This window comes from Dyella nitratireducens (assembly GCF_014642835.1).
Taxonomy (GTDB): Bacteria; Pseudomonadota; Gammaproteobacteria; order Xanthomonadales; family Rhodanobacteraceae; genus Dyella_B; species Dyella_B nitratireducens.
Map to the genome: position 1 here is coordinate 604,836 of NZ_BMJA01000001.1, position 26,574 is coordinate 631,409.

Consider the following 26,574-nt stretch of genomic DNA (forward strand, 5'->3'; position numbering starts at 1 on the left):
GATCGGCTTCTGCGATGTTTTCCATTTGTCATGACAGGCCATCCAAGTACCAGCAAAGACTGGGCGCGCGCTGTTTGTCGGCACATTTCGTTCCGGGGAATACCAGGCATGCATAGATCCGCAGTTCGTCGTCACAAACCGCTTTGGCTTGCACTGGCCACGGCCCTGATACTTGGCACGGTCGGCACCGCACACGCGGACGACACACCGCAATCATCCAGCAACAGCAACAGCGGCACGAACGACAAGACCCGCAAGAGCACCACGCTTTCCACCGTCAGCGTCAATGCGCAGTCGCTGGCTGGCGGCTTGATGGCCGTCCAGGACCAGCCCAAGCAGGTGTCGACGATCACCGCGCAGGCGATCGCCGAGGTGCCGATCACGGCGGATTACACGCAGATGATCAACAGCGCGCCAGGCGTGAACTCCGCTTCCAGCGATGGCTTCGGTCTTACCGATGCCAGCAGCTATACGATCCGCGGCTTCAACGCGAGCGAGATCGGCGTCACGCTCGACGGCGTGCCGGTGAACGATGCGGGCAACTACGTTCCCTACGCCTCGGAATACGGCGAGGCGCGCAACTACGAATCCATCAACGTATCGCAAGGTTCGGCCGACCTGGACATGCCCGATCTCGGTGCAGTGGGCGGCCATATCAGCTTCATCACGCGCACACCGACTGAGAATTTCAACGTCTACGCGGGCCAGACGTTCGGCAGCAACGATGCGCGAAGCACCTACCTGCGCTTCAACACCGGTGCGATCGGTCCGGTACGCAGCTGGATTTCGATATCGCGCAACTCGGATGACAAGTGGCGTGGCGGCGGCTACAACCACATCGACCGTATTCAGGCCAAATCGGTGTGGACGATCGACGACAACAACAGCGTTACCGCCAACTTCAATCTCAACCGCGAACACAATTATTTCTACATGCCGCTGACCAAGGCGCAGGCGGCGCAGTACGGCTACAGCTACGACTACGGCACGACCTGGACGCCCACGCCAGCCGGCGGCTTCCCCGCCAGCGCGCTTTACAGCGATCCGGCCACGCTAACCCAGGTCAATTACTACCGGCTGTTCCAGAACCCGTTCAAGTCATGGGTGGCGAGCGTGAACGGCGAGTTCAAGCTCAGCAACAATCTTTCGCTTTCCGTCATTCCCTACTTCCAGTTCGGTGACGGCAACGGCAGCTTCGGTGGATTCCTGCCGCTGCAGTTCAATGCGAAGGGGCAGCCGATCGTACAGTCCAACCAGTTCGCGGATGGCCAATACACGGTGTATGAAGCGTATCGCCCGATCACCTATCGCCCGGGTATCAATGCGAAGTTCACGCTGGAACTGGGATTGGACAACACGCTCGACTGGGGCATCTGGTACGAGCGCTCGCGCCAGCTGGAATACATTGATGCGTCGTACGTCGATCCGAATACCGGCATACCGGTATCTGTGTGGGGCGACAAAGATCTGCTTACGTATAGCAACGGACAGGTCTGGAAAAACTACTCCGAGTACGACGTCACCACGGTGAAGAAGGCGTTCGTGGAAGACACCTGGACGCCCAACGATGCATGGACGTTCAACGCCGGCGTAGCCTATCTGCATACAGAGCGCGCCAATCAGTTCGTGCTGTATCCCGGCAATCCCGATCCGGTGGATTGGACGTCCTACCAGAACTCCGACGACCGCTATCATCGCTTCCTGCCGACGGCGGGCGCTTCGTGGAAGCTGGATGACAACAACCAGCTTTACTACAGCATCACCCGCACCTTCCGCGCGCCACCGGACGATGCCACATTCGGCAACTCGCGGCTCGGCCTGCCGCCGCCGATGCCGGAAAGCGCATGGTCGAACGAGATCGGCTGGCGCTTCACGCAAGGACCGCTCACGCTGCACACCGATGCGTACCTGGCCAACATGGGCAATCGCACGGCCGTGGGCCTGGACCCCAACACCTTCATCAACTACTACATCAACGCCGGTCGCGTGCGCATGGCTGGCGTGAATGCCGAAGGCAACCTGGACCTGGGGCACGGCTTCACGCTGTACAGCTCGTACACCTATACGCAGGCGAAGGTGGAGCAGGATCTGAACCTGCCAGCCACCCCGGATACCGCTGCTGCGTTCTACGACACCAAGGGCAAACAGTTTCCTGGCACACCGCGCAACATGTCGTACCTTGGTGCACGCTATTCGGCGAACGGCTTGACGTTGAACCTCAACGGCAAGTTCACCGGTAGCGAGTACGGCGACTTCTTGAACACGGAGCGCGTGTCGTCAAACTTCACCTTGAACGGCAGCGCCAGCTACGAACTGCCGGATTTCAGCGTGCTGCACAAGCCGACGATCGCCATCAATGCGCTGAACCTGCTCAACCGGCGCTATTTGATGCTGCCGTCGAGCCCGACGCTGTCGGCGGGGCAATCGTCGCCGACGTATTACGTGGGGGCGCCGCGGCAGTGGTATGTGACGCTTAGTACGGAGTTGTTCTGATCTGGCACCCATGACTCCCTCTCCCGGTTGGGGTGAGGGACACGGCTGGATTCGAACCCCAGTCGAAACTGCGTAGGTTGGGTTAGCGCAACGTAACCCAACATATTCGAAGCGGCCTTGTTGGGTTACGCTGCGCTAACCCAACCTACGCGCTACAGACTCAGGACTTGCGGCTAAGAATGATCCTCGCCCCACGGTCTCCCTTGATGTAAAGCCACAACCAATTCAACGCCACCATCAAGCGATTGCGCACACCGATCAAGAAATAGATGTGCGCCAGCGCCCACATCGCCCACGCTACCCGCCCGCGCAGTTTCACCTTCCCGAAATCCACCACCGCCGTGTGCTTGCCGATGGTGGACAGGTTGCCGTAGTTGCGATAACGGAAAGGACGCGGCGCCGGACGGTTGTGTAACCGCGCCTTGATCAATTCCGCTACGTACTGTCCTTGTTGCTTGGCGGCGGGAGCGAGACCGGGAACCGGCTTGCCGTTTTCCTGCTCGACCAGGGCCGTATCGCCGATCACGAAAATGTCTGGGTGCGCGGCAACGTGGAGATCGCCTTCCACCTTGACGCGACCGGCTCTATCCGCCGGCACGTTCAACCATTGCGCCGCCGGCGATGCGCGCACGCCAGCCGCCCAGAACACCGCGCCGGCATCGATGCGCTTGTCGTTGCAAACGACACCATCGGCGTGGCATTCGGTCACCGGACAATTCAGCATGACCGTGACGCCGATGTGCTCCATGGTCTTTAGCACGTAATCGGACAGCGGCTCCGGGAAGCTGGACAATACCCTCGACGCGGCTTCAACCACGATGACGCGTGCCGTGCGTGTATCGGCGTGTCGAAAATCCCCGGGCATTTCTTCGAGCGCCAGTTCAGCGATGGTGCAAGCCAATTCCACGCCCGTAGCACCGGCACCAATCACCACGAAGGTCTGCAGCTTCTGCCGTTTGTCCGGATCGGGTTCGCGCTCGGCCTGTTCGAACACCGTCAGCAGATGCTGCCGGATCGACAAGGCATCGCCCAAGGTTTTCAGCCCTGGCGCAAACTGCGCCCACTCGTCATGGCCGAAGTAAGCATGCGTGGCACCGGTGGCGATCACCAGCGTGTCGTACGGTATGCGCTTGCCATCGGTGAGCCGCACGGTCTTGGCGGTCGTGTCGACACCGTCCACCTCGGCCATCAGTGTGGTGACGTTCTTGAAGCGACGCAGCACATGCCGGATCGGCCATGCGATCTGGGAAATATCCAGGGCAGCGCCCGCCACCTGGTAAAGCAGCGGTTGGAAGACATGATGATTGCTGCGATCGATCACCGTGACGTCCACGGGTTGATGGCCTAGGTGCCTGGCGGCTTCCAAGCCACCGAAGCCGGCGCCGATGATGACGACGCGATGCAGAGGTGAGGTGGCCTTCAAATGACTTCTCCTTGGCTTGCCGAACATAACCGTTCGAGGATACATGGCGCCGTACATAGCGCACGTGCTTTGTAGGTTGGGGTGCAAACCCCAACATTGCCATGCCTGTGCAGGTGGCGATGTTGGGGTTTGCACCCCAACCTACATAGCGATGGGCATGTAACGCTTGCGATACTCGGCCGGTGTCACACCCACATGCTTGGCAAACACGCGCCGGAACGTATCGATGTTTTGGAAACCGCATTTCGCAGCCACCTGCTTCGGCGCCGCGTGACCGCCTTCAAACAGCGCGCGAGCCGCCGCAATGCGTGCCGCTTCGACCCATGCTGCCGGCGTGCTGCCTACTTCGGTATGGAACAGTCGTGCAAAATGACGTGGACTGAGGCCTGCTCGCTCGGCAAGCTCCGGAACACTGTGGTCCAGCTCGGGATGCGCCACGATCCAACGTTGCACTTCCTGCAATACCGAACGTCCTGCAGGCCGTGTTTCACCGCTTCGGCTGAACTGCATCTGCCCACCCGGCCGCTTGAAAAACATGACCAGTTGGGAAGCGACGCGCATGGCAATGTCGCGGCCCAGGTCTTCTTCGACCAGCGATAGCGACAGGTCCAACCCCGCCGTCACGCCTGCCGCCGTGCGTAATTTTCCGTCGCGCACGTAAAGTGCGTCTTCGTCGACGGTGACTGAGGGATGTTCCTGCCGCAGACGTTCTGCGGCTGCCCAATGCGTGGTGATGTGCTTTCCGCGCAGCAAGCCAGTGCCGGCAAGCACGAATGCGCCGGTGCAGACCGAGCCATACCGACGTGCGCGGACCGCCATGCCGCACAGCCAGCTGAGCGTTGCATCCGGCATCGCATAGTCGGCGGCGTGCGGGGCACCTGCCACCAGCAAGGTATCGACACGTTCGTCTGATTCGCCTGCCACCCGGTCCGGCAGCAGGCGCACGCCGGACGAACTGATCAGTGGACCGCGCTTGCAAGCCATCACCTGCAGCGCGTAGAACGCCTGCCCCGCCTCAATATTGGCCTGGGCAAAGACGTCGAGCGGACCGGAAACATCCAGCAACTGCACGCCGGGTAGCGCCAGCAAAGCGATCGTCTTGGCCATGCCTGACTCCTGTGTCCGTGATGCGCGGAGGATGGCAGTATATGACGTATTACGCCATTTGATGACATGCGCGATGCGAATGACACTGGGCTTGCTTCCTCTCAGGAGACTTCCCATGGCACTCACCATCAATGGCATCGGCATTCCCGACAGCCAGCTCGCACGCGAAATCACCGATCTGGTGCGCGATACCGCATCGCCGCTGCTGTTTCACCATTCAAGCCGCGTCTATTACTTTGGCGCACTGGCCGGCAAGCGCCGCGGCCTTTCGTTCGATGCCGAATTGCTGTACGCAGGCGCGATGTTCCATGACATGGGGCTTACCCCGCTGCATCGCAGCCCCGACCTGCGCTTTGAAGTCGACGGCGCCAACGTCGCGCGCGACTTCCTTCACCGCCATGGCATTGCCCAGGCGGACATCGATACGGTTTGGACGGCTATTGCCCTGCATACCACGCCGGGCATTCCGGAGCACATGCACCCTGTGGTTGCGCTGGTGACGGCCGGTGTGGAAATGGACGTGCTTGGCATCGACTATCAGCGTTTCGGCGCGCAGGAACGCGAGGCGGTGGTGCATGTGCATCCGCGTGGCAGCCACTTCAAGGAAGCCATTATCCAGACCTTCTACGACGGGATTCACCACAAGCCGGAGACGACATTCGGCAACGTAAAAGGCGACGTGATTGCGGATAAGCAACGCGGTTTTGTCCCCGGCAATTTCTGCAGCGTGATCCGCGGCTCGGCGTGGCCCGAGTAGCACTGCTTCGGCGTGATGCGTACTGCCAATGGGACTACGCATCACGGGGTGTCTCTGTTACCGTCACGCAGCCGACACCTATGGGGAAACCGTTTATGCGCCTGCGCCGTCTTTCTGCCGGTCTGCTTATCGCAATGGGCCTGCTTGCGTTGCCTGCCATGGCGGATACGCCGAAGGCCACGCCCACTGCGAAGGAACTGATTGCCAAATCCAAAGCGGACGAATGGCGCACGCCCGATCCCAATAACCTGCTGTACATGCAGTTGCCGCAAGGACGCGTGGTGATTGAGCTGGCGCCCGACTTCACGCCGCTGCACGCCGCCAACATCCGCACGCTGGTGCGGGAGCATTATTTCGATGGGCTGGCGATCATTCGCGTGCAGGACAACTTCGTCACGCAATGGGGCGATCCCAATGACGACGACAGCGGCGATAAAAGCAAGATCAAGCCACTCGGCAACGCCAAGCGCACGTTGCCGCCGGAGTACACGCGTTCGATCGATCCCAAGTTGCCATGGACGCCCCTGCCCGATGGCGATGTCTACGCACCACAGGTAGGTTTCAGCGAAGGCTTTCCCGCGGCACGCGACCCAGCCGGCGGACGCGAATGGCTGGTGCACTGCTACGGCATGGTCGGCGTGGCGCGCGACGTGGCGCCGGACAGCGGCAGTGGCAGTTCCTTGTATGTAGCCATCGGCCAGGCGCCGCGGCAGATCGATCGCAATCTAGCGATTGCCGGCCGCGTGCTGGAAGGCATGCCGTATCTGTCAGGGCTGCCGCGCGGTACCGGGCCGCTGGGGTTCTACACACAGGCAGCACAGCGCACGCCGATCCTGTCGGTGAAACTGGCGGCCGATCTGCCACCGGCACAGCGTGAGAAGCTTGAGGTGTTGCGTACCGATAGCGCCACCTTCACCGCCATCATCGAGGCCAAGCGCAACCGTCACGACGCGTTCTACACATTGCCGGCCGGGAAGATCGATATCTGCAATATCGACGTGCCGGTGCGTACGGAACCGCCGGCGAACGCCGCTCATTGATGAGATAACGTGCCCGACGAACGGTGCGGGCACGAAAACTACACACGATCTTCGCTTCAGCCGTAGTTAGTTGAGCCGGGCAGACGCTAACCGCACCTCGAGCGGTGACTGGCAAAGGCAGGGAGTGATGCGACTCAGTCTGAAAATACTCGCTTGGATCGTGGGTGTGCTGCTGGTACTGGTGCTTGCGCTGGTGCTGTTCGTGGCGCTGTTCAACTGGAACCGGCTCAAGCCGACGATCGACGACAAGGTCAGTGCGGCGATCGGCCGTCCCTTCACGATCAACGGGGACATCACTGCGGCATGGCGGCGCGAACCGAGCGAGCCTAGTTTGCGCAGCTTGATACCTTGGCCAACCTTTACGGCGCGCGACATCCGTATCGGCAATCCATCGTGGACCAAGCAACCGCAGCTGGTGCAGCTCGATGCGCTGCAATTCCGGATTTCGCCACTGCCGTTGCTGCTCCATCACATCTATGTACCTTGGGTGCAGTTGTCCAATCTGCACGTGGATCTGGAGCGCAACAGCCGAGGCCAGGCCAACTGGCAGCTTGCCCTGCAAAACAACCAGCAGCCCTCAAGCTGGAAACTCAGCATGGGCACGATGGGCCTCGACAAGGGTGAGATCGCGCTGGACGACGTGCAGACACGTTCGAAGCTGCGGATCGGCATGACGCCACTGCAGCAGGCGATCCCTTATGACCAGCTCGTGGCGCAGGCCACCAGCGAATCGCGCGCCGATGTGGGGCATGACGTGGGCCGCGTGGCGAACAGCGCCGAGACCAATCCCGATCTTTCCAATAACGCCAAACGCACTGCCTACCAGTTTGCTTGGAGCGTTAACGGCACCTACAAGGGCGCGCCGGTGAGTGGGGACGGCAAGACTGGCGGGGTACTAGCACTGGAGAGTGCCACCCAGCCATTCCCCATCCAGGCGCGCGTGCATATCGATACCAGCAAGATCGCCGTGGTCGGCACGCTGACCGATCCCATGCACTTGTCTGCATTGAATATGCGCGTGTGGTTTGCCGGCGCAAGCATGGCGAAGCTCTATCCAATTCTTGGCATCACGTTGCCGGATACGCCGCCCTTTGCAACGGAAGGCCATTTGTCCGCGGAAGTGCATATGCAAGGCAGCCGCTATAGCTACCGCAACTTCCGCGGCCGTGTCGGCGGAAGCGACATCGGCGGCAATCTCGAGGTGGTGACGGGCGGGCCGCGCATGACATTGACCGGCGATCTGCACTCGCAGGTGCTGCGCTTCGCCGACCTTGGCGCACTGGTCGGTGCAGGCAACCCGGCGCAGAAACAAGAGCGCGGCGATACCACGCCGCAGCCCGGAAACAAGGCGCTGCCGGTGGAGCAGTTCCATACCGATCGCCTGAAGACCATGGATGCCGATGTCAGCTTCGACGCGGCTCGCATCGAGCATCCGAGCTCCTTGCCGATCGATGCACTCAGCACGCACGTTCACCTGGACAACGGCGTGCTGAAGCTCGATCCACTGCATGCGGGCGTCGCAGGTGGCACGATTGATGGAAATGTGCAGCTAGACAGCAATGCCCAGCCCATCCGCACCGCCCTCGATCTGCGCGCTCGCCATCTGCAACTGAAGCAGTTGTTCCCGACCGTGCCATCCATGCAGAACAGCCTCGGTGAGATCAATGGCGATATCACCATGAATGGAGCCGGCAGTTCTGTGTCGGGCTTGCTCAGCAATGCGAACGGCGAAGCCAAAATGCTGATGAACAACGGCATGATCAGCAAAACGCTGCTGGAAATGGCCGGCTTGAACGTCGCCAACGTGGTGGTCCGGAAATTGTTCGGCGACCAGACCGTGAAGATCAATTGTGCTGCGGCCGACATGACTGGCGACAACGGCCTGTTCACCAGCCGCCTGTTCGTGCTGGACACGTCGGACGCGATCATCAATGTGAGCGGCACCATCAACTTCCACGACGAACATCTGGATCTGGATGTGGTACCGCATACGAAGGGGCTGCGCGTGTTCTCGCTGCGCTCGCCGCTTTACGTGAAGGGTACTTTCAAAGATCCCGACGTAGGCGTGAAGCCGTGGCCGCTGATATTGAGAGGCGGCGGCGCAGTCGCGCTGGCGGTGTTGGCGGCGCCTGCGGCAGCCTTGCTGGCGGTGGTCGTGCCCAGTCGCGGTCAGCACAATGATTGCCAGCAAGTGTTGACGCAGTTGCGCAACGCGCCGCAGGGGAATGTGAAGCAATAGCTCCGCACCTATTCTTCGATTGAAGTACAACCCTGATATATCCCCACGTTTTTGGTAGCTCCGGGGTGCCATTCGCCGCGAAAAACGTCAATCTTGCCTCGACGTCATTCCGGCCTTCGCCCACTGCTGTCCGGGGAAGTTTCGTAACACCTCACCGTCATTCCGGCGAAGGCCGGAATCCATGCTTCGTACTGGCGATGGATTCCGGCCTTCGCCGGAATGACGATAAGGCAAGATTGAAGGCTATGGTGAAAACAAGTTCCTCGCTGCATTCCTTTGCAAAAAGCGCTATAGAGCGGCAATTTTCTGAGTTTCGACAAAATCTTCCCCGGACAGCAATGGGCCTTCGCCAGAATGACGACTCGCTCTAAAAGGGAACAACGCATCGTCATAGAATAGGCTCCTTCCCCACTAGCCCACCGCCCCATGCAGCCCGTCACCAAGGCCCGCCTGCAAATTCATTTCTGCGTACTGCTATGGGGCTTCACCGCCATCCTCGGCAAGCTGATCACGTTGCCTGCGTTGGCCCTGGTAGGTTGGCGCATGCTGCTGGTGGGCGGCAGTTTGCTGCTGATGCCGCGCGTCTGGCGCGGTTTGCGCAGCATGCCGATGAAGTTGCGCCTGGCGTACGCGGGTATTGGTGTGCTGGTGTCGCTGCACTGGCTGACGTTCTACGCGGCCATCAAGCTGGCCAACGCTTCCGTCGGCGCCACCTGCATTGCGCTGGGGCCGGCGTTCCTGGCGTTCGTCGAGCCGTGGATCGCACGGCGGCGTTTCGATCCGCGCGAATTGTTGATGGCGATTGCCGTAGTGCCTGGTGTCGCGATGGTGGCGGGCGGTGTGCCGGGGCATATGCGCATCGGCATTGCGGTAGGCGTGGTATCGGCGCTGTTCGTCGCGTTGTTCGGTTCGCTCAACAAGCGCATGGTCGAGCATGGCGATCCATTGACCGTGACCTGCATCGAGCTGGGTACGGGCGCGCTATTCCTAGCGTTGCTCGCGCCATGGATGCCGCATACGGGTTCGGCCTTTCCCGTGCCGAATCTGCATGACGCCGTGCTGCTGTTGCTCCTGTCGTTCGGCTGCACGCTGTTGCCGTTCTCCCTGGTGTTGGTCGCGCTGCGTCACGTCAGCGCGTTCGCGATGCAGATGATCACCAATCTGGAACCGGTCTACGCCATCGTGCTGGCCATGCTGTTGCTGGGCGAGCAACGGCAATTGGATGGCTGGTTCTATGCCGGTGTGGTGGTGATTCTTGCGGCGGTGTTTGCGCATCCGCTGCTGCACCGGAACGAGCAAGCGCCGGTGCAGCCGGAGCTACTGGGGACGGCGGAGAGTCATAATCTGGATTGATCTGGCGCCTACCGTTTCGCCAACCGGTCGCGCATGAAATCAATGAACGCCCGCACTTTTGCCGGCGGCTGCGGATCGGGATACACGGCGTGGATGCCGCCTTCCTGCAGTCGATATGGCGCAAGCAGCACCTGCAGGCGTCCGGCCTGGATGTCTTCCTGCACCAGATAATCGGGCAACACGGACACACCGGCTCCTGCGAGTACCAGCGCGCGAATCGCTGCCGCGTTGTTCGCCTGCATCACCTGGCGCATGCGTACGATGCGGCGGCTGTTGCCGCGCGTGAACGTCCAGCGCAAAGGCGTAGCCAGCGCGGACATCGCAATCCAGCCGTGCATGGCAAGATCCTCCGGCCGGCGTGGTGTGTCGTGCTCGGCCAGATAAGCCGGGCTGGCCATGACCAGCTGGCGGAAGCTGCCGAGCCGCGTAGCACGCAGGCTGGAATCGCGCAGCCAGCCGATACGGATGGCCAGATCAAAGCGCTCGGCGATCAGGTCATTGATCTGGTCGTCGATCACAAGGTCTATCTGCAGCGACGGATACAGGCGCCGAAATTCACTCAGTGCCGGTGCAACCACCGCTGCGCCGTAATCGGTGGAAGTGGTAAGACGCAGCGTGCCGGTAGGCTTGCTGCGCTGATCACCGATGCGCTCGATGGCGGCCTGCGCCTGTTCCAGCAATTGCACACAATCGGCGTGAAAGACCGCACCCGCTTCGGTCAGGGCCATGCGCCGCGTGCTGCGCACGAGCAACGTCACCCCCAACTCGCGTTCCAGACGCAGCAGGTGCTGGCTGACCATGGCCTTGGTCATCCCCAAGTGTTCTGCTGCAGCCGTAAACGAGCCCGCGCGCACCAGCGCCACGAAAACGGCCAATCGGTTGAGATTCACGTCGCGTCCCATGGGCGAATGATTGTCAACCTTTTCTTGACAGTCAATTCCGTATTAGTCGGCTTATCGAACCGACGGCATGCGCGCATGCTGATGCACCGCTGCTTTCCTGACGGAGATATCCATGAAATTGGTTCTATTCGGCGCCACCGGGCATATCGGCCATGCCATCCTCGATGAAGCGCTGGCGCGCGGGCACGACGTTACCGCTATCGTGCGTGATACCAGCCGCTTGAAGCTGAGCCACGACCGGCTGCACGTGGTGGAAGGCACGGTGGAAGAATCATCGCTCTGGCTTGCTTATGCCAAACATGCGGATGCCGTGATCGCCAGTATTTCTCCGCGCCGCGATGGCAACAGCAACACGCTACCGAACGCTGCCCAGACGCTGCTCGACACACTCGATGGCACCAACATCAAGCGTCTGCTGTGGGTGGGCGGCGCCGGCACCCTGGAGATCGCACCGGGGAAGCAGCTGATTGATGATCCGCACTTTCCCGAAGCCTGGAAGGCGGAGGCGCAATCCATGGGGCGTGCTCTGGAGGTGTTCCGCGCCAGCAAGGCCAACGTCGATTGGACCTTCATCAGCCCGGCCGCCCTGATCGAAGATGGCGAACGTACCGGCAAATACCGCGTCGGTGGCGATCAGCTACTGGTGGATGCGAAGGGTGTCAGCCGCATCAGCGTGCCGGATTATGTAGCAGCGCTGCTGGATCAGCTCGATAACAGCGATACGTTCAGGAAGCGGATCACGGTGGCGTATTGAGGCTCATGAGCATGTTGGGGCTTGCTCCAACATGCGGATGGCGGGCTGGGATTTATACTGGCGCATCCCAGCCTGCCGACCGCCATGAACTACCGCCACGCCTACCACGCAGGCAACTTTGCCGACGTTCTCAAGCACAGCGTGCTGTTTGCGCTGATCGAAGCCTTGAAGGCGAAGGACACGCCGTTTGCCCTGATCGACACGCACGCCGGCAGCGGCTGCTACGCACTCGATAGCGAAGAGGCCGGCAAGACCGGCGAATACCGTGATGGTATCGCGCGCCTGCTGTTTCCCGATTTGCAGCAGACCCGACAACACGGCGCGCTGCCCCCGCTGCTACGCCATTGGCTCGACACCATCCTCGCCCTGCCCGGCAATGAGCATGGCTTGAAGTTGTATCCCGGCTCGCCGCTGCAGGCTGCGCAAGCGATGCGCGCGACCGACAGCGCGCAGCTATGCGAACTGCATCCGGAAGAAGTTTCGCGCTTGCGCGAACTGTTTCGCCATGATCAGCGCGTGCACGTGCATCACCGCAATGGTTACGAAGCGCTGAAAGCACTGCTTCCGCCGAAGGAAAAACGCGGTCTGGTGCTGATCGATCCGCCTTACGAAGCACAAGAAGACGAATTCCGCCTGGTCGAAGCTGCATTGAAGATGGCGCTGCAGCGTTGGCCAAACGGTATCTACGCGATCTGGTATCCGATCAAGCTGCGCAGCCAGGTGCAGCCGTTCCTGCGCTGGCTGCAACGCTGCGGCGCACGACGCGTGTTGCAAGCGGAACTGCTGGTGCATCCGGATGACTCGCCGTTGCGTTTGAACGGATCGGGCATGGCGATTCTCAACGCGCCCTGGAATCTCGATCAGATACTGCGTGAACCGCTGCAAGCGATGGCGCGTTTGCTATCGCAAGAGCATGCGGCGACTTGGCGGTTGGACTGGCTGGTGCAGGAAGGCGAAACAGCAGGCTCACAAGCGCATCACACTCGGCCGCTACCGCAATCCAGGCGTCCCCGCTAAGCTCGAATCCGCTTCGTGCTGAAAGGACATCGCCATGCATCTGCGCACTGTTTTCCGCCTGTTCGCGCCGCTCGCACTACTGCTGTTGGCGGCTTGTGCGCCTGCGCCCATCTACAAAGCCGCGCCCGGTACCGTGACGCCGCTACCTATGCAGGTCGCGCACGCGCCGGAGCAGTACGGCAATAGCTCGGTGATCTGGGGTGGCAGCGTGGTCGCCGTACGCAACTTCCCTGGTCATACCGAGATGGAAATCCTGGGTTACCCGCTGGATTCCTCGCAGCGCCCGCAACCGAATGCGCAGGGCATTGGGCGCTTCATCGCGGTGTTTCCTGGCTATCTGGAAGCCTTCAATTACCCGAACGGCAGCCTGGTCACGCTGACCGGGCAACTCAGCGGCACACGTACAGGTTCAGTGGACCAGGCGGCTTACACCTATCCGGTGGTAAGCGTGGCGCAATCGCATCTTTGGACCCAGGCCGAATTGCGCCAGGGGCATCCGAACGTGAGCTTTGGTGTCGGCGTGGGCGTCGGCATCCATTGATCACATGAGCATGGCGGACTAGATGCGGCGCCTTGTCGCAACGCAACATATTCAGTAGGCCGGCTGGATCGACGATCTATTGATAACCTTAAATAGGCTCGGAACAACCATCCTAGCGTCCATGCTGCAGCGCAAACAATACGCTATAGTACGGGCATTATGCCTACAAGCCCTGTCCGCAATTTCGACGCCTACCCCCACCACACCGAACTGCCGCCACGCAGCCGTGAGCGGTTTACGCCTGCGCCTTCGCCCTTGTCTGGCAAGCCGCGTGGCGAAGCGGTGCGTACTGCCGATGGGCGCGAACTGATCCTGCGCAGCGTCGAACCCGGCGACGTCACTGCCATCCAGCGCTGCTTCAAGCGCCTGCCGCAGGAGGACGTGCGCCGCCGCTTCATGCACGCCATGTCGGAGTTGCCCGCACCGATGGCGCAACGACTGTGCCGTATCGACCCGGAATTGGAAGCTGCCTACGTGTTGATCGACGAAGCGGTGAAACCAGCCGAGTTGCGTGGTGTGGGCCGCATCTTCGTCGACGTGGCTGCCAACACAGCCGAGTTCTCAGTGCTGGTGGAACGCGAATGGACGCGCATCGGCCTCGGGGCGCTGCTGATGCAGCGACTGGTGGACGAATGCCGCCGCCGCGGCCTGGATGAAATCTGGGGCTACGTACTGATGGAAAACCGGCCGATGCTGCAGTTGTGCAAGGAGATGGGCTTCGTCGCCACCATGGTGCCGGGTGAAGGTAGCACGGCGCAAATTCGCCTTAAGCTCTGACCATCGTAGGTTGGGGTGCAAACCCCAACATCGCTATGCCAATCATCACGCCATGTTGGGGTTTGCACCCCAACCTACGCGACTATCGGGCCGTAAAACAGACCACTTTGCCGTGCTGCGCAAGCTCCACTTCGGCGAAGTGTTTACGTAGTGCCTTGTCCAAGCCATCCAGCGTATCGGCCCGATTCCCGAAGATGCCTTTCTTGTTGTAGACGTCCATCAGCTTGCGGCCGAACGCGTTATGTCCGGCTGCATCACCCAGGATGGTCGCGCCATACAGCACGCCGCCTTCGGCGAGATGCGGTTTCAAGTTGGCAAACACGCGCGCCTTGTCCGCCATGTCACCCGGCAGGCAGTGCAGCAAGTAGAACAGCGCCATCGAGTCGTACTTGCGCTCGCCCAGGGCAGTCACCGGCTGCATGACGTCCTGCACGAATCCACTCACGCCGGAGCGTCCCAGGCGATGCGCGGCAGTGCGCAGGCTGTTTTCGTTGAGGTCAAGCAAGCCCAGCTGCTGGTCGGCGCGAAATCCGGCGTGCTTCAGATAGAAACCCGTGCCGACACCGACATCCAGGTGCCTAGGCCCGATGAGTCGTCGATAGAACGGCAATAGCACATCCTGCGTGGAGCATTGCCACGCCCAGCGGTTGGAGACGCTCAGCACCCACCAGTCGTAAAGCTTTAGTACCCAAGGCGAGTACACGGCGGCGCCCGCCTGGGTGTCGAGGGTGGTTTCGGTGGACATGGGTGGGATCTGTCTCAGGGAAAAAAGCCGGCGAAAGTTTGCATGAGGCGTGTTGAAGTGCAATGACCCGGCGTCCACCTCTCGAAGCACTTGATGGGTCCCAACCGTCCAACGCGCTAAACTTGCGCGCTCGATTGGCCCAGGCACCCCGCCAGCGCCCTCCACGCTCGATCCCCATGCCTACCCTGATCAGTCACCCGCCCCTGCCTACCAGCCCCAAGCAACGCCGTTTCTGGACGCCTCCGCACGGCTCCGCCCGTGCTTTGCTGGTGGTCGAAGCTGCGCGTTCGCATGATGGCCTGATGGTTGTGGTCACGCGCGATACGCAGCGTGCCCACGCCTTGGAAGACGAGCTGCGCATTTTTGCAGGCACGTTGCCGGTACTGCACTTCCCGGATTGGGAAACCTTGCCCTACGACGTCTTCAGCCCGCATCCGGACATCGTCTCTCAGCGCGTCGCCACGCTCTACCAATTGCCGGGCGTGAAACGTGGCGTGCTGGTGGTACCGGCGGCCACGCTGATGCAACGCATTGCGCCGCGTACGCATATCGCCGGTTCCGGCCTGATGCTGCGCAAGGGACAGAAGCTCGATCTCGCCAACGAACAGCGCCGACTGGAAGCCTGTGGCTACCGGCACGTGCCGCAAGTAGCCGAACCGGGCGATTTTGCGGTGCGCGGCGCATTGATCGATATCTATCCGATGGGTGCAGGCGAGCCATACCGCATCGAACTGTTCGACGACGAGGTGGAATCGATCCGTAGCTTCGATCCGGAAACGCAGCGCTCGCAGCAGCAGGTGGAGAAGGTGGAGCTGCTGCCTGCGCGCGAATTCCCCGTCACCGACGAGGCCGCCAAGGCATTCCGCAATCGTCTGCGCGAACGCTTTCCCATCGACGTGCGCCGCTGCCCGCTTTACCAGGACATGAAGGAAGGTGTGACGCCCGGCGGCATCGAGTATTACCTGCCGCTGTTTTTCGACAACACCGCCACGTTGTTCGACTATCTCGCCGACAACGCACTGTTCGTGCTCGGCGAAGGCACGCACGAAGCGCCGGAGCAGTTCTGGGTGCAGACGGCCGAACGTTACGACCAGCGCGCGCACGATATCGAACGTCCGGTGCTGCCTCCGGCCGAGCTGTATCTCTCGCCTGAGCAGTTGCGCGAGCAGCTCAACAAGCGCTTGCGCGTGGAAGTGGTCGACAGCGGCCACGAGCACGCCGTTGATGCGGGCACGCAGCCGGCGCCGGAGGTTCCGCTCAATCGCAAGGGTGAGGAACCAGGCACCTCACTGCGGCATTTCATCGAAGCGTATCCCGGACGCACGCTGATCGCTGCCGATTCGGCCGGACGCCGTGAAGCGTTGCTCGAACAATTGGCCACCGTGGGCCTGCGCCCGCAGAACGTCGACGGCTGGACGGCATTTCTCGCGGACGCGAAGTCACTCGCGATCACCATCGCTCCGCTTGAGCAGGGTTTTGCGCTGAAGCAACCGGCCATCACCGTGCTGACCGAGCGCGAACTGTTCGGCGAGCGAGTGCGCACCGAACGCCGACGCAAGCGCGGTGCGGCACGCGATCCGGAAACGATCATCCGCGACCTGACCGAGCTTTCCGTCGGCGCACCGATCGTGCACGTCGATCACGGCGTGGGTCGCTATCAGGGCCTGGTATCGATGGAACTGGGCGGCATGACCGGCGAGTTCCTGGTGATCGAATACGCCAAGGGCGACAAGCTTTATGTCCCGGTGGCACAACTGGGCCTGGTCAGCCGCTACTCCGGCACCGCACCGGAGCTGGCGCCACTGCATTCATTGGGCGGCGATGCGTGGGAACGCGCGCGCAAGAGAGCCGCCGAGAAAGTGCGCGACGTCGCGGCGGAACTGCTGGCGATCTATGCGCAACGTGAAGCGCGCGGCGGTGAATCCTTGCCGATCGATCGCCAGATGGTGGAAGAATTCGGTAGCAGCTTCCCGTTCGAGGAAACGCCAGACCAGATTACGGCGATCGATGCCGTGCTCGGCGATCTTGCCCGGCCGCGCGCGATGGATCGCGTGATCTGCGGCGACGTGGGCTTCGGCAAGACCGAAGTTGCCTTGCGCGCCGCCTTCGCCGCCGCCACTGCCGGCAAGCAGGTCGCGCTGCTGGTACCCACCACCCTGCTGGCGCAGCAGCACTACCGTAACTTTGCCGATCGCTTTGCGGACTGGCCGGTGAAGGTGGACGTGCTGTCGCGTTTCCGTTCCACCAAGGAAGTCAACGAAGCGCTCAAACGCCTGGCAGACGGCCAGATCGACGTGATCATCGGCACGCACAAGCTGCTGCAGTCGGATATCAAGTTCAAGAATCTGGGATTGGTGATCGTCGACGAGGAACAGCGCTTTGGCGTACGGCAAAAAGAGCAGCTGAAAAAGCTGCGTGCGGAAGTGGACCTGCTCACCATGACCGCCACGCCGATTCCCCGCACGTTGAACATGGCGATGAGCGGTCTGCGCGATCTCTCGCTGATCACCACGCCACCCGCGCATCGCATGGCGGTGCGCACCTTCGTATCCACCTGGGAGCCTGCGCTGATCCGCGAAGCCTTCCAGCGCGAGCTGCAGCGCGGCGGCCAGGTGTATTTCCTGCACAACGAAGTGGAAAGCATCGAGCGCACCGCGCGTGAAGTGCAGGAACTGGTTCCTGATGCGCGCATCGGCATCGCGCACGGCCAGATGCCGGAGCGCGAACTGGAACAGGTGATGGCGGATTTCCATCGCCAGCGCTTCAACGTGCTGATATGCACCACCATCATTGAAACCGGTATCGATATTCCGACCGCGAATACGATCATCATCGATCGCGCGGATCGTTTCGGTCTGGCGCAGTTGCATCAGTTGCGCGGTCGCGTAGGGCGTTCGCATCATCGTGCCTATGCGTATCTGATTGTGCCGGATCGCCGTGCCATCACTGCCGACGCGGAGAAACGCCTGGAGGCACTCGCTTCGCTGGAAGAACTCGGCGCCGGCTTTACGCTGGCCACGCATGACCTGGAAATCCGCGGTGCTGGCGAACTGCTCGGCGACGAGCAATCCGGCCAGATCCAGGAAATCGGCTTCGGTCTCTATACCGAATTGCTGGAACGTGCGGTACGCGCATTGAAATCCGGCAAGGTGCCCGACTTCGATCTTTCCAGCGAGCACGAAACTGAAGTGGAATTGCATCTGCCCGCGCTGATTCCCGACGACTATCTGCCCGACGTGCATGCACGTTTGACCCTGTACAAGCGCATCGCCAGCGCGCGTGATGACGAAAGGCTGCGCGAACTCCAAGTGGAAATGATCGATCGCTTCGGCTTGCTGCCCGATGTCGTGAAGAACCTGTTTGCCGTCGCCGGCCTGAAATTGATGGCCACGCCGCTGGGCATCCGCAAACTGGATCTTGGCGCCAGTGGTGGGCGCATCACTTTCCGTGACAAGCCCGACATCGATCCGATGGCGATCATTCGCCTGGTGCAGAACTACCCGCGCGTGTACAAGCTGGATGGGCAGGACAAGTTGAAGATCAATCTGGAGTTGCCCGGGGTCAGTGAGCGGGTTCGGGCGGCGCAGGATCTGCTTGGAAGACTTGGGGCTCGCAAGGCCGCGTAGGTTGGGGTGAAAACCCCAACATCGTTATTCAAACTGGCATGGCAATGTTGGGGTTTTCACCCCAACCTACGCGGCACGTGTGAGGTATTGGAGGCTGAACATCCGCTCCGGATCAAACCACACGTGCTGCACGGCCAACCCGGCTGTCGCCGCCATCGCTGCGAAATCCTGCAACGAATACTTGCAGCTGTATTCCACCAGCATGGCCTCTTCCTCGCGAAACAGCACCTGCAAGCGGCCTACGCGAACACGTTGATCGCGTTCGCTGAGAATGTGCGTCTCGATCCTTCCCGCCATCGCGTTGTAGCGCGCACGATGGCGGAAAGCGCTTAGATCAAAATTGCAGCCAAGTTCACGGTTCAGGCGCACCAGCATGTTGAGCGTGAATGCTGCGGTGACACCGGCGCGATCGTTGTACGCCGCCTCGATCGTTGCGCGATCTTTCTTCAAGTCCACGCCGACCAGGATGCCGCCGTTGTCGCCCATTTCTCCACGCATCTTGCGCAGCAACTGCGCGGCTTCGCGATCTTCGAAGTTGCCGATGGTGGAGCCGGGGAAGTACACCACGGTGCGGCGCGGCGCACGCGGCGGTACCGGCAACCGCAACGGGCGGGTGAAGTCCACCGCCAGTGGCTGGATCGGCAGGTGCGGAAAATAGCCGGCCATGCGTTCCATGCTGTGTCGCAAGGGTTCGGAGGACAGCTCGATCGGCACCCATGCCACCGGTGTGGCCAGATGCTCCAACAGCGAACGCGTTTTGATCGCATGGCCGCTGCCGTATTCGACCAGGCGCACGTCGGGGCCGAGCACCTCGGCAATGTCACCGGCGTGCTGATTCAGCAGTGCGATCTCGGCGCGGGTCAGGTAATACTCGGGTTGCTCGCAGATCTGTTCAAACAGGGCGGAGCCCCGTTCGTCATAGAACAACCAGGAAGGCAGGCGTTTGGGCTGCGAGCGCAGGCCACGCTGCACGACTTGCAGTAGCAAGTTATCGGGTGGGCGTTGTTCGTCACGTACTGCATAAGCTTGAACACTCATCGGTCCTGTCCCAGTCGAATGCCCGCGAATTGCCAGCGGGCATGGGGCGGAAAAAAATTGCGGTAACTGGCCCGAATGTGATCACGCGGCGTCGCACACGAGCCACCACGCAAGACCCATTGGCCATTCATGAATTTGCCGTTGTATTCGCCAAGCGCACCGGGCAAAGGCTTGAATCCTGGATAGCTGACGTAGGGTGAAGCGGTCCACTCCCACACATCGCCATACATCTGCAAGAGACCCTCGCCCAGCGGCACGGCGTTGGGTTGAAAACGGAGGCTTTCCTGGAAATTGCCGTGGATCGGCAACTGCGCCGCGGCGTCTTCCCACTCGGCTTCGGTAGGCAGGCGCGCACCGGCCCAGCGGGCAAACGCGTCCGCTTCGAAATAGCTGATGTGGCACACCGGCGCATGCGGGTCCAGCGGGTGTACACCGGCCAGCGTGAATTCGCTGGCCAGGTCTTCCTGCCAATACAGCGGCCGCTGCCAGCCTTCGCGCTGCACCTGCGCCCAGCCATCAGACAGCCACAAGCCTGCTTCTTGATAACCGCCGTCGCGCACGAAGGCGAGGTATTCGGCATTGGTTACCAGGCGATTGGCGAGCGCGTGTGAGGAAAGCCAGGTGGTATGACGCGGCGTTTCGTTGTCGTAGGCAAAACCATGGCCTTCGTGACCCATGTCGACCGGCCCTTCCCGCCCAGGCAAGAAACGCAGGGGCGAGGTTTTGCTTTGGTTTGGCGCCGACATGTTGCGATATGCCGGCAGCAGCGGATTACAGGACAACATGTGCTTGATGTCGGTAAGCAGCAGTTCCTGATGCTGTTGTTCGTGATGCAAACCAAGTTCGATGCGTGCGGCAAGTTCCGTCGTGACGCCACGCAGCAGGAGTTCGCCTACTGCTTCGTCGATGTTTGCGCGGTAATCGAAAATCTCATCGAGCGTCGGCCGCGACAACAGACCGCGCTGCGGACGCGCATGCATCGGCCCGACCGATTCGTAGTAGGAGTTGAACAGGTAATACCACTCAGGATTGAGTGACCGGTAGGCCAGGTCGTGACCCAGCACGAATTGCTCGAAGAACCAGGTGGTATGGGCCAGATGCCATTTGCCGGGACTGGCATCCGGCATCGATTGCACTTGCAGGTCTTCGCCGCTCAATCCCGTGCATAGCGCCAGCGTCTGCCGCCGTATGCGCATGAACCGCGCAACGGCATCCTCGGTATACACGGTGAATGTAGGCACATTCATGACGCATGCTCGATAGGGGCGAACGTGCTGCGAGACACCTTGTGGAGCGCGGTATAGCGGGCGATCATACAACCACCATGCCGCAGCGATTGTTCATATTCTGTGATGTGGACATGGCAGGAATATGGCTTGCACTCGGGCATCCCAGACAGCGTGAGGTGACTTCCATGAAAATCGTCATGTCTGCAGCAATGGCTTTGACGCTTGCCGCCATCGCAACGTCCGCATGGGCGCAATCGATGCCCGCACGCAACTCCCTACCCTATAAGGATTGCATTCGCACCGACCAGATCAACGAATGGCACGTCGTGGATCCGCAAACGGCGATCGTGCGTACCGGCCCATATCAGCGCTATCTGGTGAAATTGACCGCGAGCTGCGACAAATTGGGCATCGGCAATCCGGGCCTGATGTTTGTGCCCAGCCAATCCGACAAAGCCACGGCGCCGTTTCGCATCTGCGGCGGTGTAGGCGAAAAAGTGAGATCAAGATATCAGCCCGGCTGTGCGATCCAATCGGTCAGCCTGATCGATGAAGCAACCTTTGATGGTTATCGCAATCACGCCAAGTACCACAGCGTGACAACGCAACAGCCAAGCAAAAATCCGTGAGGCGCACAAAACAAAAAAGAGCCCGGCAGTGCCGGGCTCTTTAGTCTTCGCCTTGAGTCACATCACGATCACTGGGCCGGACCGACGTAGCGTGTCTGGTACGGATCCGTCGTAATCACTGTGGTGGTCACCACCGGCGGCGGCGCGGCCTGGTAAACCACCGTACCCGGCGTATAGACCACGGTCGGCGGGGGTGCGTAATACACCGGCGGGCCTGCTACGGCGCCAGCGACAACACCCGCTACCGCACCACCGATGATAGCGCCGGCAATCCAGCGGCCACCGCTCCAATAACCACCGCGATAGCAGCAGCCGCCACGGTAGTAGCCGCCACCGTGCCAACCATAACCACCATGCCAACCCGGGCCGCCCCAGGGATGCGCCGAAGCGCTGAGCGGCAATGCAGCCCCGGCTGCCGCCAAGGCCAAGCCAACCGCAACGAACTTGCCGACACTACGTTTGAACATGGCACACCTCCGTCTGTATGGTGTGAATGGTGGTCTTGAGGCGCTTAATCTGTACTGAAGGGTTTCATTTCTTAACGCGTGCGTTTTCCCACGGATTTACCTGCTCCTCAGCCGCGTGCGGACGCAACAGCCAGCAATCGTGAATATTTGCGCGCCGCGAAAAATCAAACGGAATGCTGCCTGCTCCCCACGCCTCAATCGCAAGGTGTGGCGACAGTGCTTCGTGATCGAGCGAGAAGCGGCGGAAGTTGTTGGAAAACAGAATCACGCCATCGTGCGTGAGACGATCCGCGCAAGCCAAGAGCAGCTTGACATGATCGCGTTGCACGTCGAAATCGTCGGCGCGCTTAGAGTTGGAGAAAGTCGGCGGATCGACATAGATCAAGCCGTAACGCTCGTGCGTGCGCTGCAGAAAACTGGTGGCATCCGCTTGCATCAAGCGATGTTTTTCGCCAGTGAACCCATTCAGCGCAAGATTGCGCGATGCCCATTCCAGATAAGTGCCCGACAGATCGACGCTGGTCGTATCACGCGCGCCACCGGCTGCTGCGTAGACACTGGCTGTGGCGGTATAGGCAAACAGATTGAGAAAACGCTTGCCTGCCGCCAGTTCGTGCACTTTCGCGCGAACCAGCCGATGGTCGAGAAACAGGCCGGTATCCAGGTAATCGTAGAGATTCACCAGGAATGTCAGGCCACCTTCTTCGACCTCGATGAATTCGCCGCGCTGATCGAACTGGCCGTACTTGGAACCACCTTTACCACGCTCGCGTGTCTTGATGGCGATGCGCGCGCGCGGTGTGTCGAAGACTTCGCCGGCCACGCGCGCAATCTCGCGTAGACGCATACGCGCCAGCTCGGCCGGCACATCCGCGGGTGCGCGGTATTCCTGGATATGCAAGTGCGTGCTGCCGGAGGTATCGGCATACACGTCGATCGCCGCTGCATATTCCGGCAGATCCTGATCGTACGCGCGCCAGGCATGAACGCCTTCGCGTTCCAGCCGTTTGCGCAGGTGCTTGACGTTCTTTTCCAGTCGGTTCTTCAGCATCTCTGCGCCAGGTGAAAGCGGCGGCCTTTCGCGCAACGTTTCGTTGCGTGGATGCAGTTCGAAGATCAACAGCACGGTTTCCAACGCGCCGTTGTAAAGCGCGTATTTCTTTTCCGCACGCAACGTCATGGTGCGGCCCAGCTCGGCATCGCCGGCAAGCACGGCCGCGCGCCAGCCGGTGAAATGATCGCGCAGGGTTTCGCCCAGGCTGCGGTATAGCTTAGGCAGGCTTTCGCGCTCACCCAATCGCTCGCCATACGGCGGATTGGTGATCACCAGCCCTTGCGCGAAGCCGGATGGCGGGCGCACGTGCTGCGCGTCATGGCGATCGAGCGTAAAGAACCCGGCCACACCGGCTTCCTGCGCGTTGCGCTTGGCCATCTGCACCATGCGCGCATCCGTGTCGGAACCGAAGAAGCAACTGCGCAGCGCAGGCAAGCCGGTTTCCGCGCGCTTGTTCGCTTCGTCGAGCAAGCTTCGCCACAGGGCGATGTCATGCTGCTTCCAGCCGAGAAAACCGTAATAGTCGCGGCGCAGGCCCGGCGCAACATCGGCCGCCATCAGCGCGCCTTCGATCAACAACGTGCCCGAGCCGCACATCGGATCAAGCAGCGCACCGCCTTGTGCGTAGATGGCCGGCCAGTCCGCACGCAACAGCATCGCTGCCGCGAGGTTTTCCTTGAGCGGCGCTTCGCCCTGGGTTTCCCGCCAGCCACGGCGGTGCAAAGGTGCGCCGGCGAGATCGATCGACACCGTTGCGCGATCACGCCGCAGGCGCAAATTGATGCGCACGTCGGGCTCTTCGGTATCCACGTCGGGACGCGCGTGGCCGCGCTGGCGAAACTGGTCGACCACCGCGTCCTTGACGCGTTGTGCCAGGTACTGGCTATGCGTCAGCTTGCTTTGTGCTGTATTGGCATCCACGGCCAGCGTTGCGTGCGGTGCGAGATGCTCTGGCCACTCGATGGCTTGCACACCGGCGTACAGCGCATCATCGGATGGTGCGTCGAATTCCGTCACTGGCAACAGAATGCGACTGGCCAGGCGCGACCACAGGCAGGCGCGATAGGCCGTTTCCAAACTGCCGGAAAAACGCACGCCAGCCAGCGCTTCGTGCACGTCAACGGCGCCGAGCGACATCAATTCGTCGCGCAGCAAGTATTCGAGCCCTTTCGGGCAAGTTGCAAAGAACTGCTTCAAGCTTGATTCGCCAACTGTTCCAAAAAGAAGCCGAACTGGCGGCTGATCGTATCGATGTGCGCGCTCAACCGATGGTCGTCATCCACGATCAGCAACGGCAATTCGCGCCTACCGGCGAACTCGTAGATTTCATCCAGCGGGCAGACGTCATCCCGCCAGCCGTGCATGATCAGTGTCGGCACGTCCAAGCGAACGTCAAAAGCGAGATCGTTACCGGGAATCAATGCCGGCGTGGCTAGCAGGAACAGCCCTGCCACCGGGACCTCCAGCGAGGCCAGGCCGGAGATGAAAGCCCCCATGCTGGACCCGACCAGCACCGGCGGAGCCTGGCAGGCGGCAATGCGTTGGTGCAAGCGAGCGATGCGCGGCTCGATCGACTCGGCGTGACCCAGTTTGTCGTCCTCGCGGTAGTCCGGTCGCTCGGTGGTCCAGCCCATCGATTCGGCGACCTTCGCCAGTACGCTGACCTTGATGGCATCCGGACCGGTGTCCGAACCATGGGAGAGGATGACGTGGCCGGGCATGGCGATCTCCGTATTTGCTCAGCGGGACGTGCATGATAGCTGCTTGGTGATGTGCCAGATGCGGCACGGTTGCAGGTTGGGTCACCCCAGACTTGATCCAGGGGCAACCCAACACTTCCACGCGACGTTGTTGGGTTACGCTGCGCCAACCCAACCTACGGCTCATGCCGATGCTGACCATCCATGACCAGCCCCTGCCCTATGTGGCCAAGCTGCCGGAACGCCCGGCGAGCCATGTCACATTGGTTGTTATTCATTGCACCGAATTGCCCGACTTGGCGACCGCGCGCGAATACGGGGAACGCGTGCTGTATGAAACCGGCACGGGCAATAGCGGCCACTACTACATCGATCGCGATGGCTCGGTATATCGCTATGTACCCGGCACCCGGGTGGCGCATCACGTACGCGGCTACAACCCGCAGTCGATCGGCATCGAGCTGGTAAATCGGGGGCGTTATCCAACCTGGTTCGACTCGCGTCACCAAACCATGACCGAGCCCTACACCGCGGCGCAGATCACCGCACTACGCGCGCTGCTGGCACAGTTGCGCACCGAATATCCCAACCTGCACGAGATCGCCGGGCATGAGGACTTGGACACCGCCCGCGTACCCGCGAGTAACGATCCTGGCCGGGAAGTACCACGCAAGCTCGATCCCGGTCCGCTGTTTCCATGGCCGGAAGTGCTCGTCGGCAGCGGTCTGCGACGGATCTACGCCGATCACTGAGGTTGCAGGACCACCCCGCTATAATTCCCGGCTGTTTACTTCAGGGGCCAAGCGCGATGTCGGATACACACGTCAAGGAACTGGTCGAGCTGCTGCAGCTCGAACGGCTGGAAGACAACCTCTTCCGCGGCCAGAGCCGTGATATCGGCACGCGCTTCGTGTTCGGCGGCCAGGTGCTTGGCCAGGCGTTGTCTGCTGCGCAGCAAACGGTGGATGCCTCGCGCGAGGCGCATTCGCTGCACGCGTATTTCCTGCGTGCAGGCGACATCGACGCACCGATCGTTTACAGCGTGGAACGCGCGCGCGACGGCGGCACGTTTTCCGCTCGCCGCATCGTGGCGATCCAGCACGGCCAGCCCATTCTCAACTGCGCGATCTCGTTCCAAGTACCGGAAAAAGGACTCGAACATCAATCCAGCATGCCGGAAGTACCGGACCCGGAGGATGTGGAGCCGATGCACCGCGTGCCGCCGGAAGAACTGGCCCGTCTGCCGGTGAAGCTGCAGCGCTGGCTCGGCAGCGATGGTCCGTTCGAATTCCGTCAGGTGTGGCCGCGTGATGAACTGCATCCGGCCAAACGGCCGCCGATCCAGCATATCTGGCTGCGACTCACCTCGCCAGTCGACGATTCGCCGGCGCTGCATCGGGCGCTGCTGGCCTATGCATCGGATTTCCACCTGATCGGCACCAGCACCTTGCCGCACGGCATTTCCTATCTCACCCCCAATCTGCAGATGGCCAGTCTGGACCACGCCATGTGGTTCCACCGCCCGTTCAGGGCGGACGAATGGCTGCTGTATTCGTTCGACAGCCCTACGGCGCAGGGCGCGCGTGGGCTGGCACGCGGGCAGATCTTCAGCCGTGACGGCGCGCTGGTGGCCTCTACCGCCCAAGAGGGCCTGATCCGGTTGCGCGACGAGTAAACTGACCC

General features: G+C 61.2%; 22 protein-coding genes. 13 read left to right on the forward strand and 9 right to left on the reverse strand.

The window, feature by feature from the left end:
* Positions 1–108 precede the first annotated feature (108 nt).
* The gene (locus IEX75_RS02735) at positions 109–2,493 is read left to right on the forward strand and encodes a TonB-dependent receptor family protein (protein ID WP_188792715.1); all 2,385 of its coding nucleotides are present in this window, start codon (positions 109–111) and stop codon (positions 2,491–2,493) included.
* A gap of 160 nt (positions 2,494–2,653) precedes the next feature.
* Here the strand turns inward: IEX75_RS02735 and IEX75_RS02740 are convergent, their stop codons facing one another.
* Complete coding sequence (locus tag IEX75_RS02740; RefSeq protein ID WP_188792716.1) at positions 2,654–3,943, reverse strand: NAD(P)/FAD-dependent oxidoreductase; 1,290 nt, start codon at positions 3,941–3,943, stop codon at positions 2,654–2,656.
* A 114-nt stretch (positions 3,944–4,057) separates the two neighbouring features.
* On the reverse strand, positions 4,058–5,023 hold the full coding sequence (locus IEX75_RS02745; RefSeq protein ID WP_188792717.1) for a GlxA family transcriptional regulator: 966 nt from the start codon (positions 5,021–5,023) through the stop codon (positions 4,058–4,060).
* Positions 5,024–5,138: 115 nt separating this feature from the next.
* Between IEX75_RS02745 and IEX75_RS02750 the strand changes: the two genes are divergently transcribed.
* The 4 genes from IEX75_RS02750 (at position 5,139) to IEX75_RS02765 (ending at position 10,412) form a co-directional block, all read left to right on the forward strand.
* Positions 5,139–5,780 (forward strand): HD domain-containing protein, encoded by a 642-nt coding sequence (locus IEX75_RS02750; protein WP_188792718.1) that lies wholly within the window; start codon positions 5,139–5,141, stop codon positions 5,778–5,780.
* Between the two features lie 95 nt (positions 5,781–5,875).
* Complete coding sequence (locus IEX75_RS02755; protein ID WP_188792719.1) at positions 5,876–6,820, forward strand: peptidylprolyl isomerase; 945 nt, start codon at positions 5,876–5,878, stop codon at positions 6,818–6,820.
* A 127-nt stretch (positions 6,821–6,947) separates the two neighbouring features.
* Complete coding sequence (locus IEX75_RS02760; RefSeq protein ID WP_188792720.1) at positions 6,948–9,059, forward strand: AsmA family protein; 2,112 nt, start codon at positions 6,948–6,950, stop codon at positions 9,057–9,059.
* 426 nt (positions 9,060–9,485) lie between these two features.
* On the forward strand, positions 9,486–10,412 hold the full coding sequence (locus tag IEX75_RS02765; RefSeq protein ID WP_188792721.1) for a DMT family transporter: 927 nt from the start codon (positions 9,486–9,488) through the stop codon (positions 10,410–10,412).
* Positions 10,413–10,420: 8 nt separating this feature from the next.
* On the opposite strand, the gene IEX75_RS02770 is transcribed toward IEX75_RS02765, so the two are convergent.
* Entirely contained in the window at positions 10,421–11,302 is an 882-nt protein-coding gene (locus tag IEX75_RS02770) for a LysR family transcriptional regulator (RefSeq protein ID WP_229720614.1), read from the reverse strand.
* Positions 11,303–11,426: 124 nt separating this feature from the next.
* On the opposite strand from IEX75_RS02770, the gene IEX75_RS02775 reads away from it, so the two are divergent.
* From IEX75_RS02775 to IEX75_RS02790, 4 genes are all read left to right on the forward strand, one after another.
* Positions 11,427–12,068, forward strand: coding sequence for an NAD(P)-dependent oxidoreductase (locus IEX75_RS02775; protein WP_188792723.1), 642 nt, complete (start codon positions 11,427–11,429; stop codon positions 12,066–12,068).
* Between the two features lie 84 nt (positions 12,069–12,152).
* Positions 12,153–13,085, forward strand: coding sequence for a 23S rRNA (adenine(2030)-N(6))-methyltransferase RlmJ (locus tag IEX75_RS02780; RefSeq protein WP_188792724.1), 933 nt, complete (start codon positions 12,153–12,155; stop codon positions 13,083–13,085).
* A gap of 34 nt (positions 13,086–13,119) precedes the next feature.
* Complete coding sequence (locus IEX75_RS02785; protein WP_188792725.1) at positions 13,120–13,626, forward strand: Slp family lipoprotein; 507 nt, start codon at positions 13,120–13,122, stop codon at positions 13,624–13,626.
* 159 nt (positions 13,627–13,785) lie between these two features.
* On the forward strand, positions 13,786–14,403 hold the full coding sequence (locus tag IEX75_RS02790) for a GNAT family N-acetyltransferase (RefSeq protein WP_188792726.1): 618 nt from the start codon (positions 13,786–13,788) through the stop codon (positions 14,401–14,403).
* Positions 14,404–14,485: 82 nt separating this feature from the next.
* Here the strand turns inward: IEX75_RS02790 and IEX75_RS02795 are convergent, their stop codons facing one another.
* Positions 14,486–15,148 (reverse strand): class I SAM-dependent methyltransferase, encoded by a 663-nt coding sequence (locus IEX75_RS02795; RefSeq protein WP_188792727.1) that lies wholly within the window; start codon positions 15,146–15,148, stop codon positions 14,486–14,488.
* Positions 15,149–15,324: 176 nt separating this feature from the next.
* Here IEX75_RS02795 and mfd point away from each other — a divergent pair, with 176 nt between their 5' ends.
* The gene (gene mfd, locus IEX75_RS02800) at positions 15,325–18,774 is read left to right on the forward strand and encodes a transcription-repair coupling factor (RefSeq protein WP_188792728.1); all 3,450 of its coding nucleotides are present in this window, start codon (positions 15,325–15,327) and stop codon (positions 18,772–18,774) included.
* A 66-nt stretch (positions 18,775–18,840) separates the two neighbouring features.
* Here mfd and egtD read toward each other — a convergent pair whose 3' ends face one another.
* The gene (gene egtD, locus IEX75_RS02805) at positions 18,841–19,812 is read right to left on the reverse strand and encodes an L-histidine N(alpha)-methyltransferase (protein ID WP_188792729.1); all 972 of its coding nucleotides are present in this window, start codon (positions 19,810–19,812) and stop codon (positions 18,841–18,843) included.
* On the reverse strand, positions 19,809–21,059 hold the full coding sequence (gene egtB / locus IEX75_RS02810) for an ergothioneine biosynthesis protein EgtB (RefSeq protein ID WP_188792730.1): 1,251 nt from the start codon (positions 21,057–21,059) through the stop codon (positions 19,809–19,811). Before egtB ends, egtD begins: the two co-directional genes overlap by 4 nt.
* Positions 21,060–21,226: 167 nt before the next feature.
* Here egtB and IEX75_RS02815 point away from each other — a divergent pair, with 167 nt between their 5' ends.
* Positions 21,227–21,670, forward strand: coding sequence for a DUF6491 family protein (locus tag IEX75_RS02815; RefSeq protein WP_188792731.1), 444 nt, complete (start codon positions 21,227–21,229; stop codon positions 21,668–21,670).
* Positions 21,671–21,738: 68 nt separating this feature from the next.
* Here the strand turns inward: IEX75_RS02815 and IEX75_RS02820 are convergent, their stop codons facing one another.
* The 3 genes from IEX75_RS02820 to IEX75_RS02830 form a co-directional block, all read right to left on the reverse strand.
* The gene (locus tag IEX75_RS02820; protein ID WP_188792732.1) at positions 21,739–22,137 is read right to left on the reverse strand and encodes a hypothetical protein; all 399 of its coding nucleotides are present in this window, start codon (positions 22,135–22,137) and stop codon (positions 21,739–21,741) included.
* Positions 22,138–22,201: 64 nt separating this feature from the next.
* Positions 22,202–24,388, reverse strand: a complete 2,187-nt coding sequence (gene rlmKL / locus IEX75_RS02825) for a bifunctional 23S rRNA (guanine(2069)-N(7))-methyltransferase RlmK/23S rRNA (guanine(2445)-N(2))-methyltransferase RlmL (RefSeq protein WP_188792733.1) — start codon at positions 24,386–24,388, stop codon at positions 22,202–22,204.
* Positions 24,385–24,912: an alpha/beta hydrolase gene (locus tag IEX75_RS02830; RefSeq protein WP_188792734.1), complete on the reverse strand. Its 528-nt coding sequence runs from the start codon at positions 24,910–24,912 to the stop codon at positions 24,385–24,387. Before IEX75_RS02830 ends, rlmKL begins: the two co-directional genes overlap by 4 nt.
* Before the next feature lie 170 nt (positions 24,913–25,082).
* On the opposite strand from IEX75_RS02830, the gene IEX75_RS02835 reads away from it, so the two are divergent.
* Entirely contained in the window at positions 25,083–25,643 is a 561-nt protein-coding gene (locus IEX75_RS02835; protein WP_423373144.1) for an N-acetylmuramoyl-L-alanine amidase, read from the forward strand.
* A gap of 56 nt (positions 25,644–25,699) precedes the next feature.
* Positions 25,700–26,566, forward strand: coding sequence for an acyl-CoA thioesterase II (gene tesB / locus IEX75_RS02840; protein ID WP_188792736.1), 867 nt, complete (start codon positions 25,700–25,702; stop codon positions 26,564–26,566).
* Positions 26,567–26,574: the final 8 nt, after the last annotated feature.